This window comes from Sphingobacterium anhuiense, assembly GCF_042686355.1.
Taxonomy (GTDB): domain Bacteria; phylum Bacteroidota; class Bacteroidia; order Sphingobacteriales; family Sphingobacteriaceae; genus Sphingobacterium; species Sphingobacterium anhuiense.
On the sequence record NZ_JBHUPE010000010.1, the window covers coordinates 43,019 to 66,416 of the forward strand.

General features: G+C 33.6%; 18 protein-coding genes. 10 read left to right on the forward strand and 8 right to left on the reverse strand.

Annotated features, from left to right (window positions below; genetic code table 11):
- The first annotated feature begins 1 nt into the window (after window position 1).
- From lpxK to ACFS6I_RS19725, 3 genes are all read left to right on the forward strand, one after another.
- Window positions 2-1,057 carry a tetraacyldisaccharide 4'-kinase gene (lpxK, locus tag ACFS6I_RS19715; protein WP_380923194.1) on the forward strand — a complete coding sequence of 352 codons (1,056 nt, stop codon included), beginning with the start codon at window positions 2-4 and terminating at the stop codon, window positions 1,055-1,057.
- A gap of 95 nt (window positions 1,058-1,152) precedes the next feature.
- A complete protein-coding gene (locus tag ACFS6I_RS19720; protein WP_380923196.1) occupies window positions 1,153-1,539 on the forward strand; it encodes a hypothetical protein in 387 nt (128 codons plus the stop codon).
- 197 nt (window positions 1,540-1,736) lie between these two features.
- The gene (locus ACFS6I_RS19725; protein WP_021191448.1) at window positions 1,737-2,144 is read left to right on the forward strand and encodes a hypothetical protein; all 408 of its coding nucleotides are present in this window, start codon (window positions 1,737-1,739) and stop codon (window positions 2,142-2,144) included.
- A 97-nt stretch (window positions 2,145-2,241) separates the two neighbouring features.
- On the opposite strand, the gene dnaA is transcribed toward ACFS6I_RS19725, so the two are convergent.
- Both dnaA and dxs read right to left on the reverse strand, forming a co-directional pair.
- Complete coding sequence (dnaA, locus tag ACFS6I_RS19730) at window positions 2,242-3,666, reverse strand: chromosomal replication initiator protein DnaA (protein ID WP_132771747.1); 1,425 nt, start codon at window positions 3,664-3,666, stop codon at window positions 2,242-2,244.
- 413 nt (window positions 3,667-4,079) lie between these two features.
- The gene (gene dxs / locus ACFS6I_RS19735) at window positions 4,080-6,008 is read right to left on the reverse strand and encodes a 1-deoxy-D-xylulose-5-phosphate synthase (protein WP_380923198.1); all 1,929 of its coding nucleotides are present in this window, start codon (window positions 6,006-6,008) and stop codon (window positions 4,080-4,082) included.
- Between the two features lie 133 nt (window positions 6,009-6,141).
- On the opposite strand from dxs, the gene ACFS6I_RS19740 reads away from it, so the two are divergent.
- Entirely contained in the window at window positions 6,142-6,966 is an 825-nt protein-coding gene (locus ACFS6I_RS19740; protein ID WP_380923200.1) for a segregation and condensation protein A, read from the forward strand.
- Between the two features lie 56 nt (window positions 6,967-7,022).
- Here ACFS6I_RS19740 and thiL read toward each other — a convergent pair whose 3' ends face one another.
- Window positions 7,023-8,069 (reverse strand): thiamine-phosphate kinase, encoded by a 1,047-nt coding sequence (gene thiL / locus ACFS6I_RS19745; RefSeq protein ID WP_021189297.1) that lies wholly within the window; start codon window positions 8,067-8,069, stop codon window positions 7,023-7,025.
- Between the two features lie 20 nt (window positions 8,070-8,089).
- Window positions 8,090-9,085 carry a quinolinate synthase NadA gene (gene nadA / locus ACFS6I_RS19750; protein ID WP_132771749.1) on the reverse strand — a complete coding sequence of 332 codons (996 nt, stop codon included), beginning with the start codon at window positions 9,083-9,085 and terminating at the stop codon, window positions 8,090-8,092.
- A gap of 2,003 nt (window positions 9,086-11,088) precedes the next feature.
- Between nadA and nadB the strand changes: the two genes are divergently transcribed.
- Entirely contained in the window at window positions 11,089-12,681 is a 1,593-nt protein-coding gene (gene nadB / locus ACFS6I_RS19755; protein ID WP_168127991.1) for an L-aspartate oxidase, read from the forward strand.
- Window positions 12,682-12,688: 7 nt separating this feature from the next.
- Entirely contained in the window at window positions 12,689-13,198 is a 510-nt protein-coding gene (locus tag ACFS6I_RS19760; RefSeq protein WP_021189295.1) for a gamma carbonic anhydrase family protein, read from the forward strand.
- Here the strand turns inward: ACFS6I_RS19760 and ACFS6I_RS19765 are convergent.
- The 4 genes from ACFS6I_RS19765 to apaG all read right to left on the reverse strand — a co-directional run bounded on the left by ACFS6I_RS19765 (window position 13,195) and on the right by apaG (window position 19,627).
- Window positions 13,195-14,769 carry an Ig-like domain-containing domain gene (locus ACFS6I_RS19765; RefSeq protein ID WP_380923203.1) on the reverse strand — a complete coding sequence of 525 codons (1,575 nt, stop codon included), beginning with the start codon at window positions 14,767-14,769 and terminating at the stop codon, window positions 13,195-13,197. The two genes, ACFS6I_RS19760 and ACFS6I_RS19765, sit on opposite strands and share 4 nt — an antisense overlap.
- Before the next feature lie 186 nt (window positions 14,770-14,955).
- Window positions 14,956-16,815, reverse strand: coding sequence for a tRNA uridine-5-carboxymethylaminomethyl(34) synthesis enzyme MnmG (mnmG, locus tag ACFS6I_RS19770; protein ID WP_380923204.1), 1,860 nt, complete (start codon window positions 16,813-16,815; stop codon window positions 14,956-14,958).
- A 99-nt stretch (window positions 16,816-16,914) separates the two neighbouring features.
- The gene (locus tag ACFS6I_RS19775; RefSeq protein WP_380923206.1) at window positions 16,915-18,774 is read right to left on the reverse strand and encodes an ABC-F family ATP-binding cassette domain-containing protein; all 1,860 of its coding nucleotides are present in this window, start codon (window positions 18,772-18,774) and stop codon (window positions 16,915-16,917) included.
- 466 nt (window positions 18,775-19,240) lie between these two features.
- Complete coding sequence (gene apaG / locus ACFS6I_RS19780) at window positions 19,241-19,627, reverse strand: Co2+/Mg2+ efflux protein ApaG (protein WP_380923208.1); 387 nt, start codon at window positions 19,625-19,627, stop codon at window positions 19,241-19,243.
- A gap of 126 nt (window positions 19,628-19,753) precedes the next feature.
- Between apaG and ACFS6I_RS19785 the strand changes: the two genes are divergently transcribed.
- The 4 genes from ACFS6I_RS19785 (at window position 19,754) to ACFS6I_RS19800 (ending at window position 23,258) form a co-directional block, all read left to right on the forward strand.
- The gene (locus ACFS6I_RS19785) at window positions 19,754-20,461 is read left to right on the forward strand and encodes an SAM-dependent methyltransferase (protein WP_380923210.1); all 708 of its coding nucleotides are present in this window, start codon (window positions 19,754-19,756) and stop codon (window positions 20,459-20,461) included.
- Between the two features lie 454 nt (window positions 20,462-20,915).
- Window positions 20,916-21,416 carry a hypothetical protein gene (locus ACFS6I_RS19790; RefSeq protein WP_021189291.1) on the forward strand — a complete coding sequence of 167 codons (501 nt, stop codon included), beginning with the start codon at window positions 20,916-20,918 and terminating at the stop codon, window positions 21,414-21,416.
- Window positions 21,406-22,506: a Nif3-like dinuclear metal center hexameric protein gene (locus tag ACFS6I_RS19795; protein ID WP_380923212.1), complete on the forward strand. Its 1,101-nt coding sequence runs from the start codon at window positions 21,406-21,408 to the stop codon at window positions 22,504-22,506. The genes ACFS6I_RS19790 and ACFS6I_RS19795 overlap by 11 nt, the downstream gene beginning before the upstream one ends.
- Window positions 22,506-23,258 (forward strand): zinc ribbon domain-containing protein, encoded by a 753-nt coding sequence (locus ACFS6I_RS19800; protein ID WP_021189289.1) that lies wholly within the window; start codon window positions 22,506-22,508, stop codon window positions 23,256-23,258. The genes ACFS6I_RS19795 and ACFS6I_RS19800 overlap by 1 nt, the downstream gene beginning before the upstream one ends.
- Window positions 23,259-23,398: the final 140 nt, after the last annotated feature.

Here is a 23,398-nt window from a genome sequence, read left to right on the forward strand (position 1 = left end):
AATGAATTCTCTTCGATTACTATTATTCCCTTTTGCAATACTATACGGATTTATCATCTGGATCAGAAATCGATTATTTGACCTCCAGATACTAAAATCTAAAACTTATTCCATACCGACTATCGTTGTTGGCAACCTTGCCATTGGAGGTACGGGAAAGAGTCCTATGACGGAGTTTATTATTAAAATCCTTAAAGACAAAAGATGTATCGCTACCTTGAGTCGGGGATATGGACGTAAAACCAAAGGTTTTAAATATGTTACCGTCTCTTCAACTGCTGATGAAGTAGGTGACGAACCTTTACAATTCAAAAATAAATTTTCAGATATTACAGTTGCTGTTTGTGAGGACAGATGCTTAGGGGTTGAAACATTAATGGATAATCATGATGTTATTATTCTAGATGATGCTTTTCAGCACCGTAAGCTAAAACCTACATTTTCAATACTCTTATTCGACTATCATTCTTGCCTCAATCCCATGTTCGTACTTCCCATGGGTAATTTTAGAGATCTTCCGGGAGAATCTAAACGCGCAGATATGATTATGGTTACAAAAACTCCTGCTTCAGTTACGCTTCAAGAGAAAGTAATAATTAAAAGAAAACTAGAACGTAAAAGTGGTCTTTCAAATATTTTTTTCACTTCCATACACTACGGTGAGCTAGTATATCTGAATAAAAATAGGATTGAAATGAACGCCAATACGACAGTATTACTACTGACAGGTATAGCGAACCCCAAACCTTTATTAGATTACCTTACAGGGCTTGTAAAAGGTATAGAGCATCTTGGTTTCTCTGATCACCATGCCTATACATCAAATGATATATTGACAGTCAAACAAAAGTTTAATCAGATCAAAAATCCTTCTAAATTAATTATAACTACAGAAAAGGATGCCCAAAGAATCCGTACTCCTGAATACTTAGCTTTAGTAGAGAGCTTACCTATAGCTTACATTCCCATCGAAATAGCATTTGAAGATCAGGAATATCGAAATATTGTTGAACAAAAACTTCTATCTATCTGTGACAGAAGTGTTAATGAATCTTAAATTTTTACAACACTTAAACTTTACTAAATATCATTTGTCTTCTTATTGGCGACTAAACTAGTTGACATAAAAAATAAGTAAACTAATAAAATGATATGAAAAATTTAAAATCAAGTTTAATGGGAGCTTTTATGTTATTGGCTGTAACAGCTATGGCACAAGAAAGACAACGTAATGGTGGTCAGCAGCGATCTCCTGAAGACCAAGCTAAAAATATGGTAGAAAGATTAGATAAGCAATTAAAATTATCACAAAGTCAAAAAGATTCAATCTATGTATATAGCTTGGAACTGTCCAAAAAGCAACAAGATATTTTTAAGAATACAGATGACCGCAAAGCAGCTTTCGAAAAATTGCAACCTCTTCGTTTTTCAACCGACGTGAAAATCAAATCATTTTTAAATGCTGAACAAAGTAAATCTTACGACGCATTACAAAAAGAAATGCTAGAACGTAGGCAACAAAGACAAAAATCAAACTAATTTGATTATAATTATTGACAAAAGGTTCAACTTCACGGTTGAACCTTTTTTTTATTAAAAACTGATCCTCAATAATTTAAAACGTTAATTTTGTTAAAACTTTGTTAAAGTAACAGATTTGATACAATAAAAAGCAGTAGTTTTTAGTTTTAGTAGTAGAATTTAAGAATTGAATATTTACACTAAAAATAACAGTCATGAAAAAATTATTTTTAACAGGGATCGGGTTTTTATTAGCACTCAGTTTAACATTTGCCCAACAAGCTAGTCCAGAAGAAACAGCTACTCAGGTAACGACGGAATTAACGCAAAAATTAAGTTTGACAGACGAGCAGAAAACTGCCGCTTATACAATTACGCTAGATCAGGCAAAAGCTGAGGCTGCTTTACTGCAGGATACTACGGCTACTAAAGAAGTATTAACAGAACAATTTACTAAATTACAAGCTGATGCAGATGCAAAGGTTGATGCATTACTAACAGAGGATCAAAAAGAATTATTCAAAAAAGTGGTGGCAGAAAGACCTGCTAAAGTTATTCCAGAAGTAGCACCTAAGCCGGTCAAGGAAGAGCAAAAAGAAAATACAGAAGAAACAACACAATAGTATAAGAGCTTGTTCATAAACGTTATCCAATTTGGATAAAAAAAGGGATTCTAATTAGAATCCCTTTTTTGTCTTATATCTTTATGTATGGATGATATTAAGCTTTTAGCTTTTTCATAATATCATTTACATACGTTTTAAACTTCTTATCTGTCTCAATTAGATCTTCTACTGTCTGACAAGCATAAATTACCGTAGAGTGGTCGCGACCACCGAAGAATGAACCAATTGTTTTCAATGACGATTTTGTATGGTTCTTAGCGAGATACATTGAAATCTGTCTGGCTTGTACGATTTCTCTTTTACGAACTTTAGATTTAACCATTTCTACTGGAACTTCAAAATACTCACAAACGAGCTTTTGAATAAATTCCATTGAAATTTCCTTATGCGTGTTTTTAACAAAGTTCTTAAGCATTGATTTAGCTAGATTTAAATCAATCTCTTTTTTATTTAATGTTGACTGCGCTAATAAAGAAACCATAGCTCCTTCTAGTTCACGAACACTGTTGTCAATTTGATTTGCAACATATTCTACAACATTTTCTGGTAATTCAATTCCATCAGAATACATTTTCTTTTTCAAAATAGCCATTCTTGTTTCCAAATCTGGAATTTGAATATCTGCAGAAAGACCCCATTTGAAACGGCTTAATAAACGTTCTTCTAATCCTGCTAAATCTTTAGGAGCTTTATCAGATGTTAAGATTACTTGTTTTCCAGACTGATGCAAATGATTGAAAATATGGAAAAATATATCTTGTGTTTTCTCTTTACCAGCGAAGTTATGTACATCATCCATGATGATCACATCCATTGCCTGATAAAAATTCACAAAATCATTAATGGTATTATTTTTAAGTGAATCTACGAATTGTTGGCAAAATTTCTCACAAGAAACATAGATCACCAACTTATCTGGTAGATTTCTTTTGATTTCATTACCGATAGCTTGTGCTAAGTGAGTCTTTCCTAGTCCTACAGCTCCATAAATCATCAATGGGTTGAATGAGGTACCTCCAGGTTTATTTGCCACAGCAAAGCCCGCAGATCTCGCCAAACGGTTACACTCGCCTTCAATAAAATTATCAAAGGTGTAATTTTGATTTAATTGAGGATCAACCTGTAGTTTCTTTAATCCTGGTATTACAAATGGATTCTTGATATCTTTATTTAAAGATACAGGAACAGGTATAGATTGTTTCTTACCTTCTGCACCATTGCCATTGGAAGGGATATTTGTTGTATAAGGAATTGAAGCTGATGACTTCTCAACCACGATATTGTATTCCAACCTACCAAGCTCACCTAAAAACTTTTTAACAGTCTTACGAAGGATACCAACATAGTGCTCCTCCAACCATTCGTAAAAAAATAAACTAGGTACTTGAATAGTCAAAACGTCACCCTCCAAACGTACTGCTTTCACAGGCTCAAACCAGGTTTTAAAACTTTGCGCTGGTATATTGTCTTTGATGATTGCAAGACAATTATTCCAAACACTTGTACTCGTTTTTTCCATTCTAAAATTCTTAATAAGTTGATTTCCAATAAGCGACCAAAAAAATGTTGATAACTTTCTCTTAAGACGAAGATGACAAAAAAAAATCAGCTAAAAAACTAAAATTTAAAATTAATTTAAATTCATTATTAATCAACTAGTTACATTAAAAAAATCACTTTTTTTTGCAACTAATTTTAGCCTTATTTTTTTTTATTAACATTCCAAATTTTTTGTTATTTTTTTTTAAAAAAAGTAGTTTTTGGTCTATAATTCATGCAATATTCCATCCGTATAACGTTGCAAAATAATGATCGAATCTAGTAAACTATAAAAAAGGGAACTGCTGCCGGATGAATCTTTATAAAGTTAAACAAAAAAAGAGGAATCATGATGATATGATTCCTCTTTTTTATTTTTTTTACCAAACGAATTTAGCTAACCATGGTATCCGTTTTTATACCTTTTACTAATTTTCGACATTCGGCCATTATAGCGGCACTGTCGTAGTATGCTATATTCCATTGATCTTTCTGTTCGGCATGCTCGATGATAGCATCAGGGATACCTAATCTTACAACTTTACGACTGTATTGATGATCGGCCATAAATTCTAGAACAGCAGACCCAATTCCACCCTGCAAACAGCCATCTTCAACGGTAATGATATTTTCAAATTTTTGAAAAACTTTATGTAACAATTCTTCATCCAAAGGTTTAGCAAATCTTAAATCATAGTGAGCCGGATATATTCCTTCTTCAGCTAATTCCAAAATTGCTTTACTGGCTTCGTTACCTATTGCTCCAAAAGTTAAAATGGCAACAGCTTCTCCATCCTGAATTAATCTGCCTTTTCCAATTTCAATTTCTTTAAACGGTTTTTTCCAATCGACCATCACGCCGTTACCTCTTGGATAGCGAATTACAAAAGGACCTTTATTTTCTAATTGAGCAGTATACATCAAATTGCGTAACTCCTCTTCATTCATTGGAGCGGAAACCGTCATATTTGGTATACAGCGCATAAAAGCAATATCGTAAGCACCGTGATGTGTCGGACCATCCGCTCCTACTACACCGGCACGGTCCAGACAAAATACTACATTAAGATTCTGTAAGGCTACATCATGAATGACTTGGTCAAACGCACGCTGCATGAATGAGGAATAAATATTACAGAAAGGCATTAGCCCTTGAGTTGCTAGACCCGCACTGAATGTAACAGCATGTTGTTCTGCTATTCCTACATCAAATGATCGTTCTGGAAAAGCTTTCATCATAATATTCATCGATGATCCAGAAGGCATAGCAGGTGTAATACCCACTATTTTATCATTCTTCTCCGCAAGTTCTACCAATGTATTTCCAAAGACATCTTGATATTTCGGTGCTGTCGGTTTATCATTGACAGATTTTTTTATCTCGCCTGTTATTTTATCAAATAAACCTGGGGCATGCCATTTGGTTTGATCTTTTTCTGCTAATGCATATCCCTTACCTTTAACAGTTACGCAATGTAACAACTTTGGCCCCGGGATATGGCGCAAATCTTCAAGTGTCTTTGCTAATTTTTTGACATCATGTCCATCAACAGGTCCAAAGTATCTGAAATTTAAAGATTCAAATAAATTAGCATTCTTGAGCAATGTCCCTTTTATGCTTTTTTCCAGCTTTTTAACAGCTCCTAAAGCATTCGGTCCCATCTCTGATATCTTGGATAAGACAGATGCAATATCGTCTCTGAAACGATTATATCGTTTTGAAGTTGTGATACTGGTTAAATACTCTTTTAATGCTCCTACATTAGGATCAATGGACATACAGTTATCATTGAGAATAACCAAAAGATTTGATTTCTCTATACCTGCATGATTCAAAGCTTCAAATGCCATACCTCCTGTCATAGCACCATCGCCAATAATCGCAATATGCTGACGATCTTTTTCTCCTTTGATCTGAGAAGCAACCGCCATACCTAATGCGGCAGAGATTGATGTTGACGAATGTCCTACTCCAAAAGCATCATAGATGGACTCTCCTCGTTTTGGAAAACCGGAAATACCATCGACAATTCTATTCGTATGAAAAGAATCTCTACGTCCTGTTAATATCTTATGCCCATAGGCCTGATGACCTACATCCCATATTAATTGATCATAGGGAGTATTCATGACATAATGTAATGCCACAGTCAATTCAACTACTCCCAAACTAGCTGCAAAGTGACCACCATTAACCGAAACTAAATCAATGATATATTGACGTAATTCCTGGCTGACTTGTTCCAGTTGGTCATCCTTGAGTTTTTTCAGATCAGAGGGATCATTGATTTTACTTAATAATTCTCCAGCATCAAACTGCATAGTATTGCTAATTACTTTAAAATATTGATACAAAATAACAACTAATTTATCACAACTTTCGTATTTATCATACTTTTTGTATTAGAAAATGAACAGTTGCAGAAGCTTTTAGTTTTAATAGTTTGAAATAAAAATGTTTGTATTATTATGTAAATTTGCTCTTGATATGCAAGTAGAAGAAGGATACGAAATAAAGTTACCCCAGTTTGAAGGCCCATTTGACCTTCTCTTATTTTTTATTGAAAGGGATGAATTAAATATTCATGAGATACCAATCTCAAAAATAACCGACGATTTCCTGTCATATGTCAACAAATTACAGGCATTAGACATGGAGATGGCCAGTGAATTTATTTTTGTGGCTTCGACCCTGATGCGTATAAAAGCTAAGATGCTCCTCCCACGCCCGGAATTGGATGATGATGAAAATGAAATCGATCCTAAAGAAGATTTAATCCAAAAATTAATTTTATACAAGCAGTTTAAGGATACCTGTGAGGATTTAAAATTATTGGAAGATGAGCGGCTTAAACTTTATAAACGGGGTAATATCAATTACGATATTAAACTTGCTAGGCCGGAATCAAATACAGGCGAAGAATTGAACAGTTTTGATCTGTATAAATTGATGATGGTATACGAACGTGTCATGTTTCAATATGCTAATAGACCTGCGGAAGTAAAACATACTGTTATAAAACATCCTTATAGTATAGATCAACAAAAAAAGGCAATAGCAGATTTGATAGAAATAAATAGGCAACTCGATTTTCAATATATTCTAAAAAACTCTGAAAATAAGGTACAGTTCGTTTACAATTTCCTCGCGATCCTTGAAATGCTTCAACAAAAATTATTGCAAATAGAAATAGGTTTCGGCTATAACGAATTCAGTATCCGAAAAAGACGTGAAGATGAATTCGATCGCATCGATATTGAAGAAGAATTAGCATTATAAATAGAAGAGGCGATAATCCAGATTATCGCCTCTTCTATTTATAGTATACAATACCCTTAGTCTTTAAATGCATTCCAACCTTGCGCCGTTATTGGATAGACCTTTCCAGATTTAGAAATCATTTGACATCCTTCACTTGCTTGTGTAATATGCCCAATAACAGTAATATCCATCGATCCTTTTATTTTATCATAATCAGCTTGTGGAATCGTGAACAATAATTCATAATCTTCTCCTCCATTCAACGCACAAACGGTTGGATCTATTCCAAATTCACGAGCTGTCTCATAAGTCATCGAATCCAGCGGTATTTTATCTTCGTAAAGTTTACAACCTTTATCAGATGCCTCACAAATATGTATAATCTCTGATGCCAATCCATCTGATACATCAATCATTGCATTCGGCTTAATACCGATCTTTGCTAATAATTCAACAATATCTCTTCTAGCCTCTGGTTTCAGCTGGCGCTCTACGATATAGTCCTTACCTTCTAGATCTGGTTGTATATTCGGGTTCTCCAAGAAGATATTTTTCTCACGCTCTAGTAATTGTAGTCCAACATAAGCAGCACCCAAATCGCCTGAAACACATAATAAGTCACCTTCCTGTGCACCTGATCGATAGGCAATCTGATCTTCATCAGCAAAACCGATACTCGTTACCGAAATAACCAATCCTTGAACTGAAGCTGACGTATCCCCGCCAATAAGATCCACATTATACTTTTTACAAGCAATCAGTGCTCCTTGATAGATTTCTTCAACTGCTTCTAATGGAAATTTTGAGGATAACCCGATTGAGAATGTAATTTGCGATGCTGTTCCATTCATGGCATAGATATCACTCAGATTCACCTGTACAGCTTTATAGCCTAAATGTTTCAAAGGAACATAACGCAGATCAAAGTGGATACCCTCCAACAGAAGATCTGTTGAAATTAAAGTTTTCTTATTTGAAAAATCTAAAACAGCGGCATCGTCCCCGATACCTTTAAGGGTACTGGGTTCATTAATCTCGACAGCCTTCGTTAAATATGAAATTAAACCAAATTCACCCAACTCTCCTAAATTTGTTCTTTCTGTATTATCAAATTCTAACATATCTGTCTTTGTTTTTTATTTTATAATCCTAATTGTGCGGATATTTCCAACATACGTTCAATAGGTCGTTGTGCACGGGCAATCACGGAATCATCTAGTGTTATTTCCGGACTTTCATACTTTAAGCAATTATAAAGCTTCTCCAACGTATTTAATTTCATATGTGGACAATCATTACACGCACAAGCATTATTTGGAGGCGCAGGAATGAAAGTTTTACCTGGACTAGCCTTTTGCATCTGATGGATAATTCCCGACTCTGTAGCGACTATATATGTGGTCGCAGGATCATTGATTGTAAACTTCAGCATTCCAGAGGTAGAACCTACATAATCTGCACTTGCTAAGATATGATCTTCACACTCCGGATGAGCAATGAATTTTGCATCGGGATGTTCAGCTCTTAAACGATCTATTTTATCCTGAGAAAAAATCTCATGCACCATACATGCACCATTCCATAAAACAAGATCTCTTCCTGTCTTCTTCTTTACATAGGCCCCAAGATTACGATCTGGTCCAAAAATGATCTTTTGATCTTTCGGTAGACTCTCCACAATCTCAACTGCATTACTAGAAGTACAGACAATATCAGATAGCGCTTTCAATTCTGCAGTACAGTTTACATACGTGATGACCAGATGATCGGGATACTGCTCCTTAAACTTAGCAAATAGATGAGGTGGACATGAGTCCGACAATGAACAGCCTGCTTTAGCATCTGGAAGTAATACTTTTTTTGATGGTGAAAGTATCTTTGCTGTTTCAGCCATAAAGTGCACTCCAGCGAAAACAATCACATCAGCATCGGTCTTTGCTGCTTCCTGAGATAAACCTAAACTATCACCAATATAGTCAGCTATATCTTGTATTTCCGCTTCTTGATAGTAATGTGCTAAAATGACGGCGTTTTTCTCTTCCTTAAGACGTTTGATCTCTTGTATCAAATCTAAGCTAGGATCTATAGGAGCATCAATATAGCCCTTAGCTTCAATATCGTAATTTACTAAATCCATTAATTCTTCTTCTTAATTTGATTTACGTTACAAAATTAAGAATAGTTCTTCAATAAATCTTTCAAATAGAAAATGATGTTTATAATTCCAACTGTAACTAACTGATAGTTACAAATAGTATATTAATATTCAGCTAATTAACACACTTATCAACATTTCAATAAAGCGTATTTTTACTATGTGTTAATAACAGGTGAAATTAAGGCTAAAATTCCAATGTAAATACTTGTTATAAAGTTAATTAACATACTTATCAACATTTCTTAAAAGGTGAATTTTAAGACTACAAAAACCTATCTAAATAGCACTGTATAGCAATATGAGATTTAAATATTCAATATAGTTGTCCACATAAATATAAATATCGAATTGTAAAGGCCTCAAAATTCAAATTAAAGGCTCTTAGAATCGAATATTTGAAATTTTACTTCTAAAATTATCAAATATCGCAGTATTGATCACAATATAGAATGGTGAGAATATCAAAGAATTTTAATGAAATGCTATAAATTAAAAAACCAAAGATGATTTTAATGCAAATCAATAGGACAAAGCTAAACTATTTTGAAGCTATACAAATAAATTACAGCAAAATTTATTCACAAAGTTTTCAAATATTTAAATGTAAGGGACTTAATTTTTAATATAAACGCTTGAGAAAACCTATAAATCAACAGAAAAATTTTAAAAAAACAAATATTGCAAGTAAAGCGCTCTTAAATACCAAAGATAAGGTTCGAAAAAAAAATTACTGAAAAGTGGAAGCTGCTATGATCATCGGCTATTAGGATCTGAAGATGATCTAAAAATATTTGACTGCTAATTTTTAAAAAAAAATAAAGCGTCCATAGATAGAATTTTTTGAAAATATAATTCTGATGAAGTAAATAAGAGTTCCTCAAGACGCCTAAAATCAAATTAAAGGTTTTGAAATTACAATGTAGAATAATTCATTTTTTAAAAAAAAGTATATTCAATTCTAAGCGAGCTTATTTATAAAATAAACCACTTTAAAAGCACAAATTTTTACAAAATCCAAAAAATTTTATAAAAATTCAAATCTAAACGACTTTAATCGTAATAACATTTTCAAAAAAAAGTTGAAAAATTTATTTTTTTAATCTCAAATTTCAAAAATATGATTTTTGAGAAGATGGTATTTAAGATCTCCAGGAGAGATTTAAATAAAAAATTTTGAAAATGCTGTATACACAATTACAAAAAAGACTGACCAAAGGGATCTCAGCATAAAATGACCTAAAATTTTCGTTTTAAATCTAGACCAATTTATAAAAAAGCAAATTTCAAGTATTTCAGATTCAATATTTAGAATAATAAAAAAATAAAATCAAAATATTGAAATCTAATGCCACTAAAAAAGCCAATTAAGCTGTTTAACAGTTCATTATTTAGATCTTAAGATTAAAAAATAAGATTTATCGCATTGTAAAGGGGTTTAAAACTATTTTCAAAAGAAATAAAGCCCTTGAGAATTGAATATTTGATCTCAGTTTCAATACCTAATCAATAATCAAATTCTCAAAGCCTCAAATTCAACTTGACAAAACTAAACAAAGAAAATCAAACGTATTCCACATTCTTTTTTTTTAATAAATAATAATCTTTTTTATATAAAAAGGTCTTATTGTTTATTAGTGTGTGGAAAATGGGGATAAAAGTGTGATTTTTTATTTTGATATGAAGATTTTATAAAGTTATTAACAATTTATTCACATTAATTTCATTTTAAAGGCCTGATTTTTAATTATCTGATTTTTCCTTGATTTTGTTTTCAATAAAAAAATGTGAATTTTTTTGATGTTAATTTATGTTGATAAACGAGCATTTTTGTGCTAATAACTTTTAAGAATTTTGTGAGAAATAGGAGATATCAACAATAAAAAAAAAGTTATCATTTTTATTTAACCTTTTATTTACACGTTTTCCACATTTTTTGTTAATTTGAATAGTCAAAATGTGCTGGTCACATGTAATATTATTTTATGTCAGAAAAAAAGGTAGATTTCCTTGTAATTGGGTCTGGAATAGCGGGATTAAGCTTTGCTTTAAAAGCTGCTGATCATGGTAAAGTATTGATTGTCACAAAATCTAACGAAGATGAATCAAATACAAAATACGCACAAGGAGGAGTGGCCGCAGTTGTGGATAAGTCTGATAGCTTTGAGCAGCATATAATTGATACTCAGATTGCTGGGGATGGTTTATGTGATGTGAATATTGTGGAAAACGTAGTTCGGGAAGCTCCAGAACGTATTAACGAATTGATTTCATATGGAACTTCATTTGATAAATCGGACAGTGGATTTTATGATCTTGCGAAGGAGGGAGGTCATTCTGCCAATCGTATCTTGCATTATAAAGATATCACGGGGTATGAAATTGAAAGGTCTCTTTTGCAGAAAATACACGAGCATCCAAATATCGAAATGTTGACGCATTATTTTGCTATAGATTTAATAACACAGCACCATTTAGGTGAATTTGTCGATAAGCAAAGGAGCGATATTAAGTGTTTTGGCATCTATGCATTCAATACAAATACGCATCAGGTTGATAAGATTTTGAGCAAAACTACGGTGATGGCTTCTGGTGGTGCTGGCCATATATATGCAAGTACAACCAATCCAACTATTGCCACAGGTGACGGAATTGCGATGGTTTACCGTGCAAAAGGTAAGGTGCGAAATATGGAATTTATGCAATTTCACCCTACTGCTTTGTATAATCCGAGTGACTCACCAGCGTTTTTGGTTTCGGAAGCTGTGCGTGGTTTTGGCGGTATTCTAAGACGTATTAATGGGGATGATTTCATGGCTGAATACGATGAACGAGCTTCATTGGCACCTCGGGATATTGTGGCTCGAGCAATCGATGCCGAGATGAAAAAGTCAGGAATTGATTATGTTTATTTAGATATAACCCACCGTGAGAAGGAGGATATTATTAAACATTTTCCAAATATTTATGAGAAATGCTTGTCTATTGGACTCGACATGAGTAAGGATTTTATTCCTGTTACACCAGCTGCGCACTATTTATGCGGGGGTATCTATGTTGATGATTTTGGACGTAGCAGTATTCAAAATTTATATGCTTGTGGCGAATGTTCATCGACAGGTTTACATGGCGCAAATCGCCTAGCTTCCAACTCCTTGTTAGAAGCATTGGTATATGCGCATCGTATTTACCTAGATGCTACAAAAGTGATTTCTACAGCCGATTATGCGGTAGGAGTGCCAGAATGGGATGATTCAAAAGCAAAGCTTTCCAATGAAGATATTTTGGTTACACATAATCTGCGAGAGTGTCAAAAAGTGATGAGTGATTATGTCGGTATTGTACGTTCAGATTTTAGATTAGAACGAGCACTCAATCGATTGCATTTATTGTATGGGGAGACTGAAGACTTTTATAGGCATACAAAATTGTCAGTTAAACTATGTGAACTTAGAAATGTGATACAGGTGGCTTTCATTGTGACAAAATCTGCTTTATTAAGAAAAGAAAGTAGGGGACTGCATTTTACAACAGATTATCCGCAACATGCTGATACTTTAACAGATACTTTATTTTAGAACAATTATGGCCTGCATATTACCAGTAAAGGGTATTAGCCCTAAATTTAAAGATAACTGCTTTATAGCGCCTAATTGTACTATTGTAGGTGATGTTGAGCTGGGAGAGCATTGTTCAGTTTGGTTTAATGCTGTCGTTAGAGGAGATGTAAATTATATCCGTATCGGTAATTATACCAATATTCAGGATGGGGTTGTTATTCATTGTACCTATCAAAAGGCTGGTACAACGATTGGTAACTATGTGAACATCGGCCATCAGGCGATGGTACATGGTTGTGTTGTACATGATTATGTGCTGATAGGTATGGGGGCCATTGTTATGGATAATGCTGTGCTAGAAAGCCATGTTATTATTGCAGCAGGAGCTGTTGTTTTGGAAAATACAGTATGTGAATCGGGGTATTTATATGCTGGAGTGCCGGCTAAAAAAATAAAAGCGATAACTGATGAACAAAGGTTATTGTTACAGCAGTTACCGCATAATTATGTGCTTTATAGTTCCTGGTTTGATTAATTCAAGTCGTTCAATTCCTGTAAACTGAACGATTCATTTTGCTCCCAGTTAGCACGTATTGTAAAGGTTTTGTTTAAATATACTAGGGGTTCTGGTTGCGTTAATTTATAAACTTCTCCAGGATCCCAAATGCCATTCTTGTTATCGTCGCGTATTATTCTGATGGAATATTTACCACCGGGGAACTCTTTATAAGCTACTTTCCCGATTGAATTATTGAGAATATCTCTTCGGAATACTTTTTCTTTTTTCTCATCAATAAGTTCTACGATGTACTGTCTTGCACTGTCAATGGCAGTAAAAGTAAACGTTATATCGCCGTAATTATCACTATCATCATAAGCGAGTGTCAGCTTTTTCTCTTTATTTTTTTCACCGAAATAGCCTTGCATTGCGCCTTCTTCAAGAATAATTTCATAGTTTTTTTGCTTTCTCCAATTGTATCTTAAGTGATAAAGATTGGCAACATTAGTATCCAATTGGAGTTGAAAATTTGTTTTAGCAATGCTATCTTCTATCAATTTTACTTTGCTTTTATCTATTAATTTTATAGGTGTTAAAGATGATATTGTTAGATGTTTTACGCGGTCAACTTTACCTGTAGATGGAGAAGTTGTTGGAACAATTGATCTATCCAATTTCAGATTCGATTTCTTTACCAATATGGTATCAAGTACTGTATTGTTTTCTGATAAGACAAATTTTAAAGAATCTCTTTCCAGGTTATTAATAAAAATTAACGCTGAATCTTGTGCTTCCGAGTACTTAACAATTTTTGATTTATCATTTTCATCATCATTTAGTAGCACTAAGTTTGGCTTTTTAATACCCCTATTGAAAACTAAATGTATCCGTCCTGTGTTTTCAATTTTCTTGTCAACTACTCTAAATTTAAGTGGTGTACCTTTTGATATTTGAAGATTAATATTCGTTAAGTCTTTGTCCAATACAATGGAGTCTTTTAAGAAACCGATTAGTTCATCTGCGCCGTTATAGATACGGTCATTGTTTGTTTCCTTTAGTGCATAAATGCGATAGGTATTAGCTCTTAGATTACTGATTTTAAAATTACCAATTGTATCTGTTTGCGCAAAAATATTGGCTTTCTTTTTGCCAAATATAGAATCCTGACTGACTGGAATTAATAATACCCGGACTTCCTTTTCTTTCTCCTTTGTCAAAGCATTGGTTACATTTCCTGATATTGATAATGAATCAATCTGATCTCCTGTTGCAAATACATAACTGTAATTGATGATTGGATTACTCGCATTATAATCAACGAGACCCTTTCCAAAATTGATGGTATAGGTAGTATTCTGTTCTAAAGAATCTGGTAAGGTAATTTCGAGTACTTTCTTTTTAATTTTAAATTGTGGTGGCTTATCCATATCAGGAGAAACACTGATTTCCTTTTGCTGATTATTGAGTTTAATATACTCATCTAATGTGATGCTAATTTTTTTCTCTTTGAAATTTTTTGAGAAATTCTTAGGATACTCATTGAGTACAACCGGTGCAATTGAATCTTTCGGTCCACCTGTTGGCTGCTTTATGCTTGCACATTGCACAGTTAATAAAATCAGAGAAGAAAACAAGCTTAAAAGCACTAACCTTGTGATTAGTGTGCTTTTAATGCTTTTTAAGCTTGTTTTATTTTTTTTTGAATGTTGACTCATAAATGAAATAATAATACTTTATATCGCTTTATTTTGCATTGATAATATTTATTATACAAGTAACTGTAAATCAGATTATTATGACATATGTACCATTAAAACACTAATATCGGATGGTGATACACCTGATATTCTGGATGCCTGGCCCAATGTTCTTGGTTTTACCTGAGCAAGTTTTTGTCTTGCTTCTATCGACAACGAAACTAAGGAAGAATAATCAAAATCTGGATTGATTTCTCTATCTTCCATTTTTTTCATTCTGTTTACGATTTCCATTTCTTTCTCGAAGTAGCTTTCATATTTGACTTTGATTTCCGCCTGCTCTATTGTCTCTTTGTCGAACTGGTTTAAATAGGATCCAAAATCTGAATCACCTTTCGCGAGGTCATAGATATTGATTTGTGGTCTTCCTAGTAAATTAACCAATTTTGTTTTTTGTGAAATCAAGCTTGATCCAACTTCGTCTAAGATAGGATTCATCTTATCGACTGTTGTTGAATTTTGTTTAAGATACTGAATAATATGATCTGAATTTTTAATTTTCTCATTTACTTTATTCAGTCGCTCATCTCCTATTAATCCTAATTTATGGGCAATCGGTGTTAATCTGATATCTGCATTATCTTGTCTTAGTAGTAACCGGTGTTCTGCTCTGGAAGTAAACATGCGGTATGGCTCATCAGTTCCTTTTGTTACTAAGTCATCAATTAGTACGCCTATATAAGATTCAGATCTTTTTAAGATTAGTTCTTTATCATCATTAATGCGTTGGTGTGCGTTGATACCTGCAATGAATCCTTGCGCTGCTGCTTCTTCATAACCTGTAGTACCATTAATCTGTCCTGCAAAAAAGAGATGCTTTACAATGAGTGTTTCCAAAGTTAGATCAAGTTGCATAGGTGGAAAGAAATCATATTCTATAGCATAACCTGGTCTATACATTCTTGCATTTTCAAAACCTGGGATCAATTGTAAAGCTTTTTGTTGCACGTCTTCCGGTAAAGAAGTGGAGAAGCCATTAACATAAATTTCATTCGTAGTCCATCCTTCTGGTTCTACAAAAATCTGATGTCTTTCACGTTCTGCAAAGCGATTGATTTTGTCTTCTATCGAAGGACAGTAACGTGGGCCGAGACCTTTAATTCTACCTGTGAACATAGGCGATCTTTCAAAACCTGTTTTCAACATTTCATGTACCTTATCATTGGTATATGTGATCCAGCAACAGCGTTGCTCTGTCGGTAATGGAGTATCTGTATAAGAGAACCGACCTCGATTATCATCGCCCCATTGCTCTTCCATCAAAGCATAATTTAAGCTTCTTCCATCGATTCGCGGAGGTGTTCCGGTTTTCATTCTACCGGACTCGAAGCCTAGTGATACAAGTTGTTCTGTCAAACCTGTTGCTGCCTTCTCTCCTGTTCTCCCGCCACCGAATTTCTTTTCACCAATATGAATAACACCATTTAGAAAAGTTCCATTTGTTAGGACTACTGCGTCTGCTTCTATTTCTATTCCTAAAGAAGTGATGACACCGCAAGCTTTTCCATTTTTAACGATCACTTCTTTCACGGTATCTTGCCACATGTCTAATGTTGGCAGAGCTTCCAGTTGTAATCTCCATTCTTCTGCGAATCGCATACGATCATTCTGCGTTCTGGGACTCCACATAGCAGGTCCTTTCGACAGATTAAGCATTCTAAATTGAATAGTTGATTTATCTGCGATGATACCCGTATAGCCACCCATGGCATCAATCTCTCTTACGATTTGTCCTTTTGCTACTCCACCTATTGCTGGATTACAACTCATCTGTGCGATTACTCCCATATTCATGGTAATGAGAAGTACAGATGAACCTAGGTTTGCGGCTGCCGCCGCGGCTTCACAGCCGGCATGTCCTGCACCAACTACGATAACGTTATATTTTTTAAACATCTTATTTTATTTCAAAGTTCCACGTGAAACGCTGGAATTGATTGTTTAGTTTTTATTATTTATTACGCTACGTTTCACGTGAAACGTAGCGTGTTGTTTTTACATCAGTTCTGCTAGACTCAACCATCTTTCAGATTTTACGTCTATACTATTTTGTATATCTTCTATTTCTTTTGCTATACTTGATAGTTGTACGTGGTCCACCGTAGAATGAAGCGTATTGTTTTTTTCTACCAAGAGTTCTTCCAATTGCTGTATTTCTTTTTCCAGTTTATCGTACTCCAATTGCTCTTTATATGAAAGCTTTTTCTTTTCTTCCTTTACTTCTTCTTTCTTTTGAACAGGAATATCTTTTTTCTGTTTTTGTTCTTTTAGTAAGATATCCTGCTCTGTTTTATAATCGGCATAATTACCATTATAGATATCAATTTTTCCCTCTCCCTCAAATATGAATAATTGCTCTGTCAATTTATCTAGTAGATACCTATCGTGAGAAACTAATATAAGTACGCCATTATAGTTCATTAAGAAATCTTCTAGAACATTTAAGGTGTCAATATCAAGATCGTTTGATGGCTCATCGAGTATTAGGAAGTTCGGGTTTAACATCAACACGCGCATTAGTTGTAAACGCTTACGCTCACCCCCACTCAACTTGCTTACGAAACCAAATTGTTTTTCAGGAGGAAACAAAAAGTGTGTCAATAATTGTGAAGCTGTGATCACTTCACCATTTGCCATCTTGATATATTCTGCTACATTTTTTACAACATCAAGAACTCGATCTCCTTCGCTTACTTCTAAACCACCTTGTTTGTAATATCCATAAACAGTCGTTTCTCCAACAGCAATACTTCCACTGGTAGCAGTTTCATTTTGTGTAATTAGATTTAGAAAGGTCGATTTACCTGTTCCATTTTTACCGGCTAATCCTATCCGGTCACCTTTTTTGAAAACATAAGAAAAATCTTTTATGATGACTTTATCTCCATAGTTTTTAGAGACATGTTCTAATTCTAAAATTTTTGAACCTTGCCTACTAATCTTAACACTTAGCTGAACTGAATCATTTGCTTTTTGAGCTTTTGATTTATCTTCAAGTTCATAGTAGGCATCTATTCTAGATTTGGATTTTGTACCACGTGCTTGCGGTTGTCTTCTCATCCATTCTAGTTCCCGACGTAATAGATTTCTACTTCTTTCTACCATTACTGCGTCGATCGCTTCGCGATCAGATTTTTTCTCGAGGAAGTATGAATAGTTTCCTTTATAAGTAAACAGCTTTCCCCTATCCAATTCTCTGATCTCTGTACAAATGTTATCTAAAAAATAACGATCATGGGTAACCAGTAATACAGTTTTATTTCCTGTTGTCAAAAGTTTTTCAAGCCATTCTATTGTTTCAATATCCAAATGGTTGGTAGGCTCATCTAGAATGTAAACATCCGGTTCGTCTATTAAAAGTTTTGCTAGAGCTAGTCGCTTACGTTGTCCTCCCGAAAGACTCTTTATATCTTGATGAAAATCGACAATATTAAGTCTATTCAAAATAGTCTTAATATTATACTCATACTCCCATGCATTGAGGGTTGTTATTTTTTCTGTCAGCTCTTCTAATTTATTCTGATCAATTTCTGGCATAGCCAAAAGCTCTTCATAATCTCTAATTAATCGCTGTTCTTCGTTGTCAGTTGAATATATAAAATCGTTAATGGAGGTTAATCCATCATATTTAGGATCTTGATCTAAAAAACCAATCTTGATACCTTTTTCTTTAACAACTTTTCCGGAGGTAGGTTCTAATTTGCCACCTAATATGGAGAGAAGGGTTGATTTTCCTGTTCCGTTAATACCTACTAAGGCTACTCTATCCCCTTTTAGAAGTCCAAAATGTAAATCTTTAAAAAGCCATCTATCATGAAATGAATGACTTACTTGTTCAGTTGCTAATATACTCACGTTAATTTCCTAATTTTTCTTGTTCAATAAATTGCATAATTTACACATAAGAAAAACATAAAATACTGATTATTAGTGCTTTGTGTTTTTTCCTGTGTTTTTCAATACACTTCTATGTATTAAAAACTATGAATGTCTACCCTCTAGTATAAATAACTTTGATGGTAGTAAATTATATGCAAAAGTTAGCACATTGCTAACGTATTATTTTATTAAGAATAAATGACAGTTGGTCATTTAATAGGAGATTTTAAATGTTGGTCCCTAGCAACAGTATGTCCAATTTATTCAAGCAGATTTTATCACATGTAAAATCAATCGCGATGAATAAGGAAGATATATGAATTTGATTATTTAGAAAATAATTTCCACTCACAAATGTATCACGCAAAAGTAAGTAATTTTCGCCTTTTATATGTAATCTTTGGAGAAGATCTGGATAAGATGAAATGCAGGTGATAATGATCTAGTTCAATACGTAATTTGCAATCAAGTTAAATCTAGGGATGTCAACTTTGAATGAAGAGTCGTCTATCAATTTGATCATATTAAAGTAACCTTCCATATAGCCCATCTCACTTTTTAAATTGCATCCTGATGTATATTGATGCATTTGACCTGGTTCAATAATGGGCTGTTCTCCGACTACACCGTCACCATATACTTCATTATGATCTCCGATTGAATCGAAAATATTCCAGTAGCGGCTCATGAGCTTAATACTTGAATCACTTAAGTTTTCTATACTTATTAGATAAGCAAACATAAAATGATCTCTTTCTGGATTAGAATATTCAGGTTGAAAAACGCATTCTACTGAAATTTTTATTCCTTCTGTTATTTGAGTTGTCATATACAGTTTTTTTGCTATGCAACTAAGTTACTAATAATGAGTTTAAATACTCAAAAAAATGATAAGGTTTTACATTATATTGAAAAATGCATCTGTTATGAAAGACAATTTAGTAGGTTTGTAAATATGCAAAAAGGTACACTATTTTTGATTCCGGTTCCTCTTAGCGAGGAAGCATCAGCAAAATCTTTCACTTCCTATTTAGTGGAGACAATAAATAGCTTGGATGAATATATTGTGGAGAATGAGAAGACAGCACGTAAGTTTCTTAAACAAGCTGGTCTTAAGATTCCTCAAAAGGATTTGATCATTTATGATTATGGTAAGCATGCACGAGATAAAGGAAACATTAAAGATTTTTTCAAGGGCTTACTAGCAGGTAAAAATGTCGGTCTCATGTCCGAAGCTGGTTGCCCAGGTGTTGCTGACCCCGGTGCTGATATTGTGGCTGAAGCACATCGTCAAGGAATTAAGATTGTGCCATTAGTTGGGCCTAGTTCTATTTTATTAGCCTTAATGGCTTCGGGTTTTAGTGGACAAAAATTTGCTTTCCAAGGATATCTACCTATTGATAAAACAGATCGTTCAAAACGTATAAAAGAATTGGAACTACAGGCATCAAAGGAAGATCAGACACAAATTTTTATAGAAACTCCTTTCAGAAATAATCAATTACTGGCCGAATTATTAAAAACATGTAAAGGACAAACTAAACTTTGTGTTGCATGTGATCTCACAGATGATGCTGAATTTATTAAAACATTGACTATTGATCAATGGAAAAAGAGATCCGATGATTTTCATAAAAGACCTGCTATATTTTTGCTTTACTAGTAATGGTCTCCCCTACCCTAGTGTGGTAAGTTCGCATACTGAAATTAAAAACCTCACTGAGGTGTTTTAAATGGGGTGAAATGTGGTGAGTAAGTACTTATTTACTCTGTTATTTTATCTGTTGATAACGAATAGTTTTTGAAACGCGTTGTATTAAATGATTCCATGTAGATTGCAATCATTATCTCAGTTGTATACGGCATACTATGCTTTTGAAATACACGTCTGATTATTAATTAGATATATTTTTTATATGAACTTTATTTTTCATAAAACTTGCTAAGTTGCAGGAATACAGTCGGATAATAATCTAATAAATCCCCCACTCTTTCACTATTTGGGAATAGGTTAAAGCTTTTAATATAAATATCATTTTAAGGGTAATTGATCAAAATCGACGAATAAAGAATTTAAAAGAATTGGTATCTTTACTGCATAACGAGAATTAGCACAGATGGATCAAGTAGAATTACAAGAACAGTTATTGAAGGAAATTTCAAAGCCGGAGTTTATCTATACAGTAATTGCAATTTATATTATTCGTATTGTTATTTGGCTGTTTTTAGCCAATACGATGAGAAAGACATTATTATTGGTGTCAGAAGAAAATCAATGTATAAAACCTAATCAGGTATTTGGTATCGCTATTCCTTTATTTAATATTTATTGGAATTTTGAAGTAGCAAGACGTTTACGGGATTCGTTAATTAATGAATTTTTTGATCGTAAAATCGCTGTAGATGAATCTCCGACATTTAAGAAAGGTTCACTATATGGCTGGATATATTTGGCGACAAATATTCCATTACCCCCATTTATATCTGTTGTTGCTATTATTTTTCATTTTGTAACCATGATTAATTATTGGGTTGATATCAAAAATTATAAGCGTATATTAGAGCAACATAATACTTTTAGGGATCAAGAAGAATTAGAGAATAAACATGAAGATTAAGGAAATTACTGCTTATCTGGAAAGGATAGCACCATTAGATCTACAGGAGTCGTATGACAATTGCGGTTTAATCGTGGGAGATCCGGATCAAGAACTTTCAAAAATATTGATTTCTTTAGATTGTACTGAAGAGGTAGTTGATGATGCAATTGCTAAAGGATGTAATTTAATTGTTTCTCATCATCCCATTGTTTTTAAAGGTCTGAAGAAATTTAATGGAAACAATTACGTGGAGCGTACTGTTATAAAAGCAATTCAACATGATATTGCGCTGTATGCTATTCATACGAATCTGGATAATATAACAGGTGGTGTTAATTCAAAGATAGCCTCCCTGTTAAATCTTCAAAATCAGGCTATTTTAGAACCTAAATCTAATCTTTTGTATAAACTTGTGGTCTATGTCCCACGAAGCCATGTCGAATTGGTTAGAGAAGCTCTATTTGATGCTGGCGCAGGTAAAGTTGGGACCAAATACGATCAATGCAGTTTTAATACTGCCGGTTATGGTACATTTAGACCTCATGGCGAAGCACAACCAACTATTGGGGAAATTGGGCTACAAGAAAGAGTGGAAGAGACCAGAATTGAAGTTGTTTATACAAAAGCTATTGAACGTAAAGTTCTTTTGGCTATGTATGAATCACATCCTTATGAAGAAGTTGCTTACGATACGCTTAAACTGGAAAATAAAAATCAAGAAGTCGGAGCTGGAGTTATTGGAAATTTAGAAAGTCCTATGTCTGAACAGGATTTTTTAGCCTATTTAAAAAATAATTTAAACCTGCAGGTTATTAGACATACTGCTCTACAGGGAAGACCTGTGTCAAGGGTTGCCGTATGTGGTGGTGCCGGTGGATTTTTATTAAATACCGCAAAGCGGTCTGGAGCGGATTTTTTTGTTACAGCCGATTATAAATATCATGAATTTTTTGATGCAGAAAATCAAATTGTGATTGCAGATATTGGTCATTATGAAAGCGAACAATTTACGCAAGAATTATTGTTCGATATAATTACAGAAAAATTTCCTAACTTTGCAGTCCTAATAACAGAAGTAGATACAAATCCTATAAAACACTATTGTTGATGGAACAAACCGTAGAACAAAAATTGAAAGCATTATGGTTATTACAGGCCATACATACTAAAGTAGATAAAATTCGCCAAATTAGAGGAGAATTACCTATCGAGGTTGCAGATCTTGAAGATGAAATTGCGGGTTTAGAAACACGTATCGAAAAGATCAGAACAGACTTAGATGAGTTAGAAGATTCGATCGTTAAGCGTAAGAACATGATTAAAGACGCTCAATTGGCTATCAAAAAATATGAAAGTCAACTGAACGAAGTAAAAAATAATCGTGAATATGATGCTATTTCGAAAGAAATTGAAATTCAAGGATTAGAAATCCAAGTTTGTGAAAAAAGAATTAAAGAATTCGAATTCGAAATTCGCAATAAAACAGAAAACTACGATACGACAGTATCTAATTTAGAGTATAGTAAAGGTGAGTTAGAAGGTAAAAAGAAAGAATTGGAAACAATTACTTCTGAAACTCAAAAAGATGAAGATGATTTGTTGGCTAAAGCTGAAAAAGCGGAAGCTAACATTGATGAACGCTTAAATAAAGTTTATTACCGTTTACGTAATTCATTCAAGAATGGTCTAGCAGTTGTTTCAATTGACCGTGATAGCTGTTCAGGATGTCATAATAAAATCCCTGCACAACTACAATCTGAGATTCGTCAACGTAAGAAAATTATTATCTGTGAACACTGTGGACGTGTTTTAGTAGACGAAGGTGTTGTTTTAGAAATAGAACAAGACTACGGTTTCTAAAAAACAGCCTTATATTGATATTTAAGCCCCAATTTTTTAATTGGGGTTTTTTTATTGCAACTTAATTGATATACATAATTTATTGATAAATTATTGGTTATTTTTACAGCACAATAAAAACCCTATTTTATCTTTAAATA

What these genes read in the sequence shown, in the direction of transcription:
- ACFS6I_RS19740 (WP_380923200.1), top strand. Translation starts at nt 6,142, where the DNA reads ATGTTTGTATTATTATGTAAATTTGCTCTTGATATGCAAGTAGAAGAA.
- thiL (WP_021189297.1), bottom strand. Translation starts at nt 8,069, where the DNA reads ATGTTAGAATTTGATAATACAGAAAGAACAAATTTAGGAGAGTTGGGT.
- dxs (WP_380923198.1), bottom strand. Translation starts at nt 6,008, where the DNA reads ATGCAGTTTGATGCTGGAGAATTATTAAGTAAAATCAATGATCCCTCT.
- dnaA (WP_132771747.1), bottom strand. Translation starts at nt 3,666, where the DNA reads ATGGAAAAAACGAGTACAAGTGTTTGGAATAATTGTCTTGCAATCATC.
- ACFS6I_RS19720 (WP_380923196.1), top strand. Translation starts at nt 1,153, where the DNA reads ATGAAAAATTTAAAATCAAGTTTAATGGGAGCTTTTATGTTATTGGCT.
- apaG (WP_380923208.1), bottom strand. Translation starts at nt 19,627, where the DNA reads ATGACAACTCAAATAACAGAAGGAATAAAAATTTCAGTAGAATGCGTT.
- ACFS6I_RS19725 (WP_021191448.1), top strand. Translation starts at nt 1,737, where the DNA reads ATGAAAAAATTATTTTTAACAGGGATCGGGTTTTTATTAGCACTCAGT.
- nadA (WP_132771749.1), bottom strand. Translation starts at nt 9,085, where the DNA reads ATGGATTTAGTAAATTACGATATTGAAGCTAAGGGCTATATTGATGCT.
- lpxK (WP_380923194.1), top strand. Translation starts at nt 2, where the DNA reads ATGAATTCTCTTCGATTACTATTATTCCCTTTTGCAATACTATACGGA.
- mnmG (WP_380923204.1), bottom strand. Translation starts at nt 16,815, where the DNA reads ATGTTTAAAAAATATAACGTTATCGTAGTTGGTGCAGGACATGCCGGC.
- ACFS6I_RS19785 (WP_380923210.1), top strand. Translation starts at nt 19,754, where the DNA reads ATGCAAAAAGGTACACTATTTTTGATTCCGGTTCCTCTTAGCGAGGAA.
- ACFS6I_RS19795 (WP_380923212.1), top strand. Translation starts at nt 21,406, where the DNA reads ATGAAGATTAAGGAAATTACTGCTTATCTGGAAAGGATAGCACCATTA.
- ACFS6I_RS19760 (WP_021189295.1), top strand. Translation starts at nt 12,689, where the DNA reads ATGGCCTGCATATTACCAGTAAAGGGTATTAGCCCTAAATTTAAAGAT.
- nadB (WP_168127991.1), top strand. Translation starts at nt 11,089, where the DNA reads ATGTCAGAAAAAAAGGTAGATTTCCTTGTAATTGGGTCTGGAATAGCG.
- ACFS6I_RS19790 (WP_021189291.1), top strand. Translation starts at nt 20,916, where the DNA reads ATGGATCAAGTAGAATTACAAGAACAGTTATTGAAGGAAATTTCAAAG.
- ACFS6I_RS19800 (WP_021189289.1), top strand. Translation starts at nt 22,506, where the DNA reads ATGGAACAAACCGTAGAACAAAAATTGAAAGCATTATGGTTATTACAG.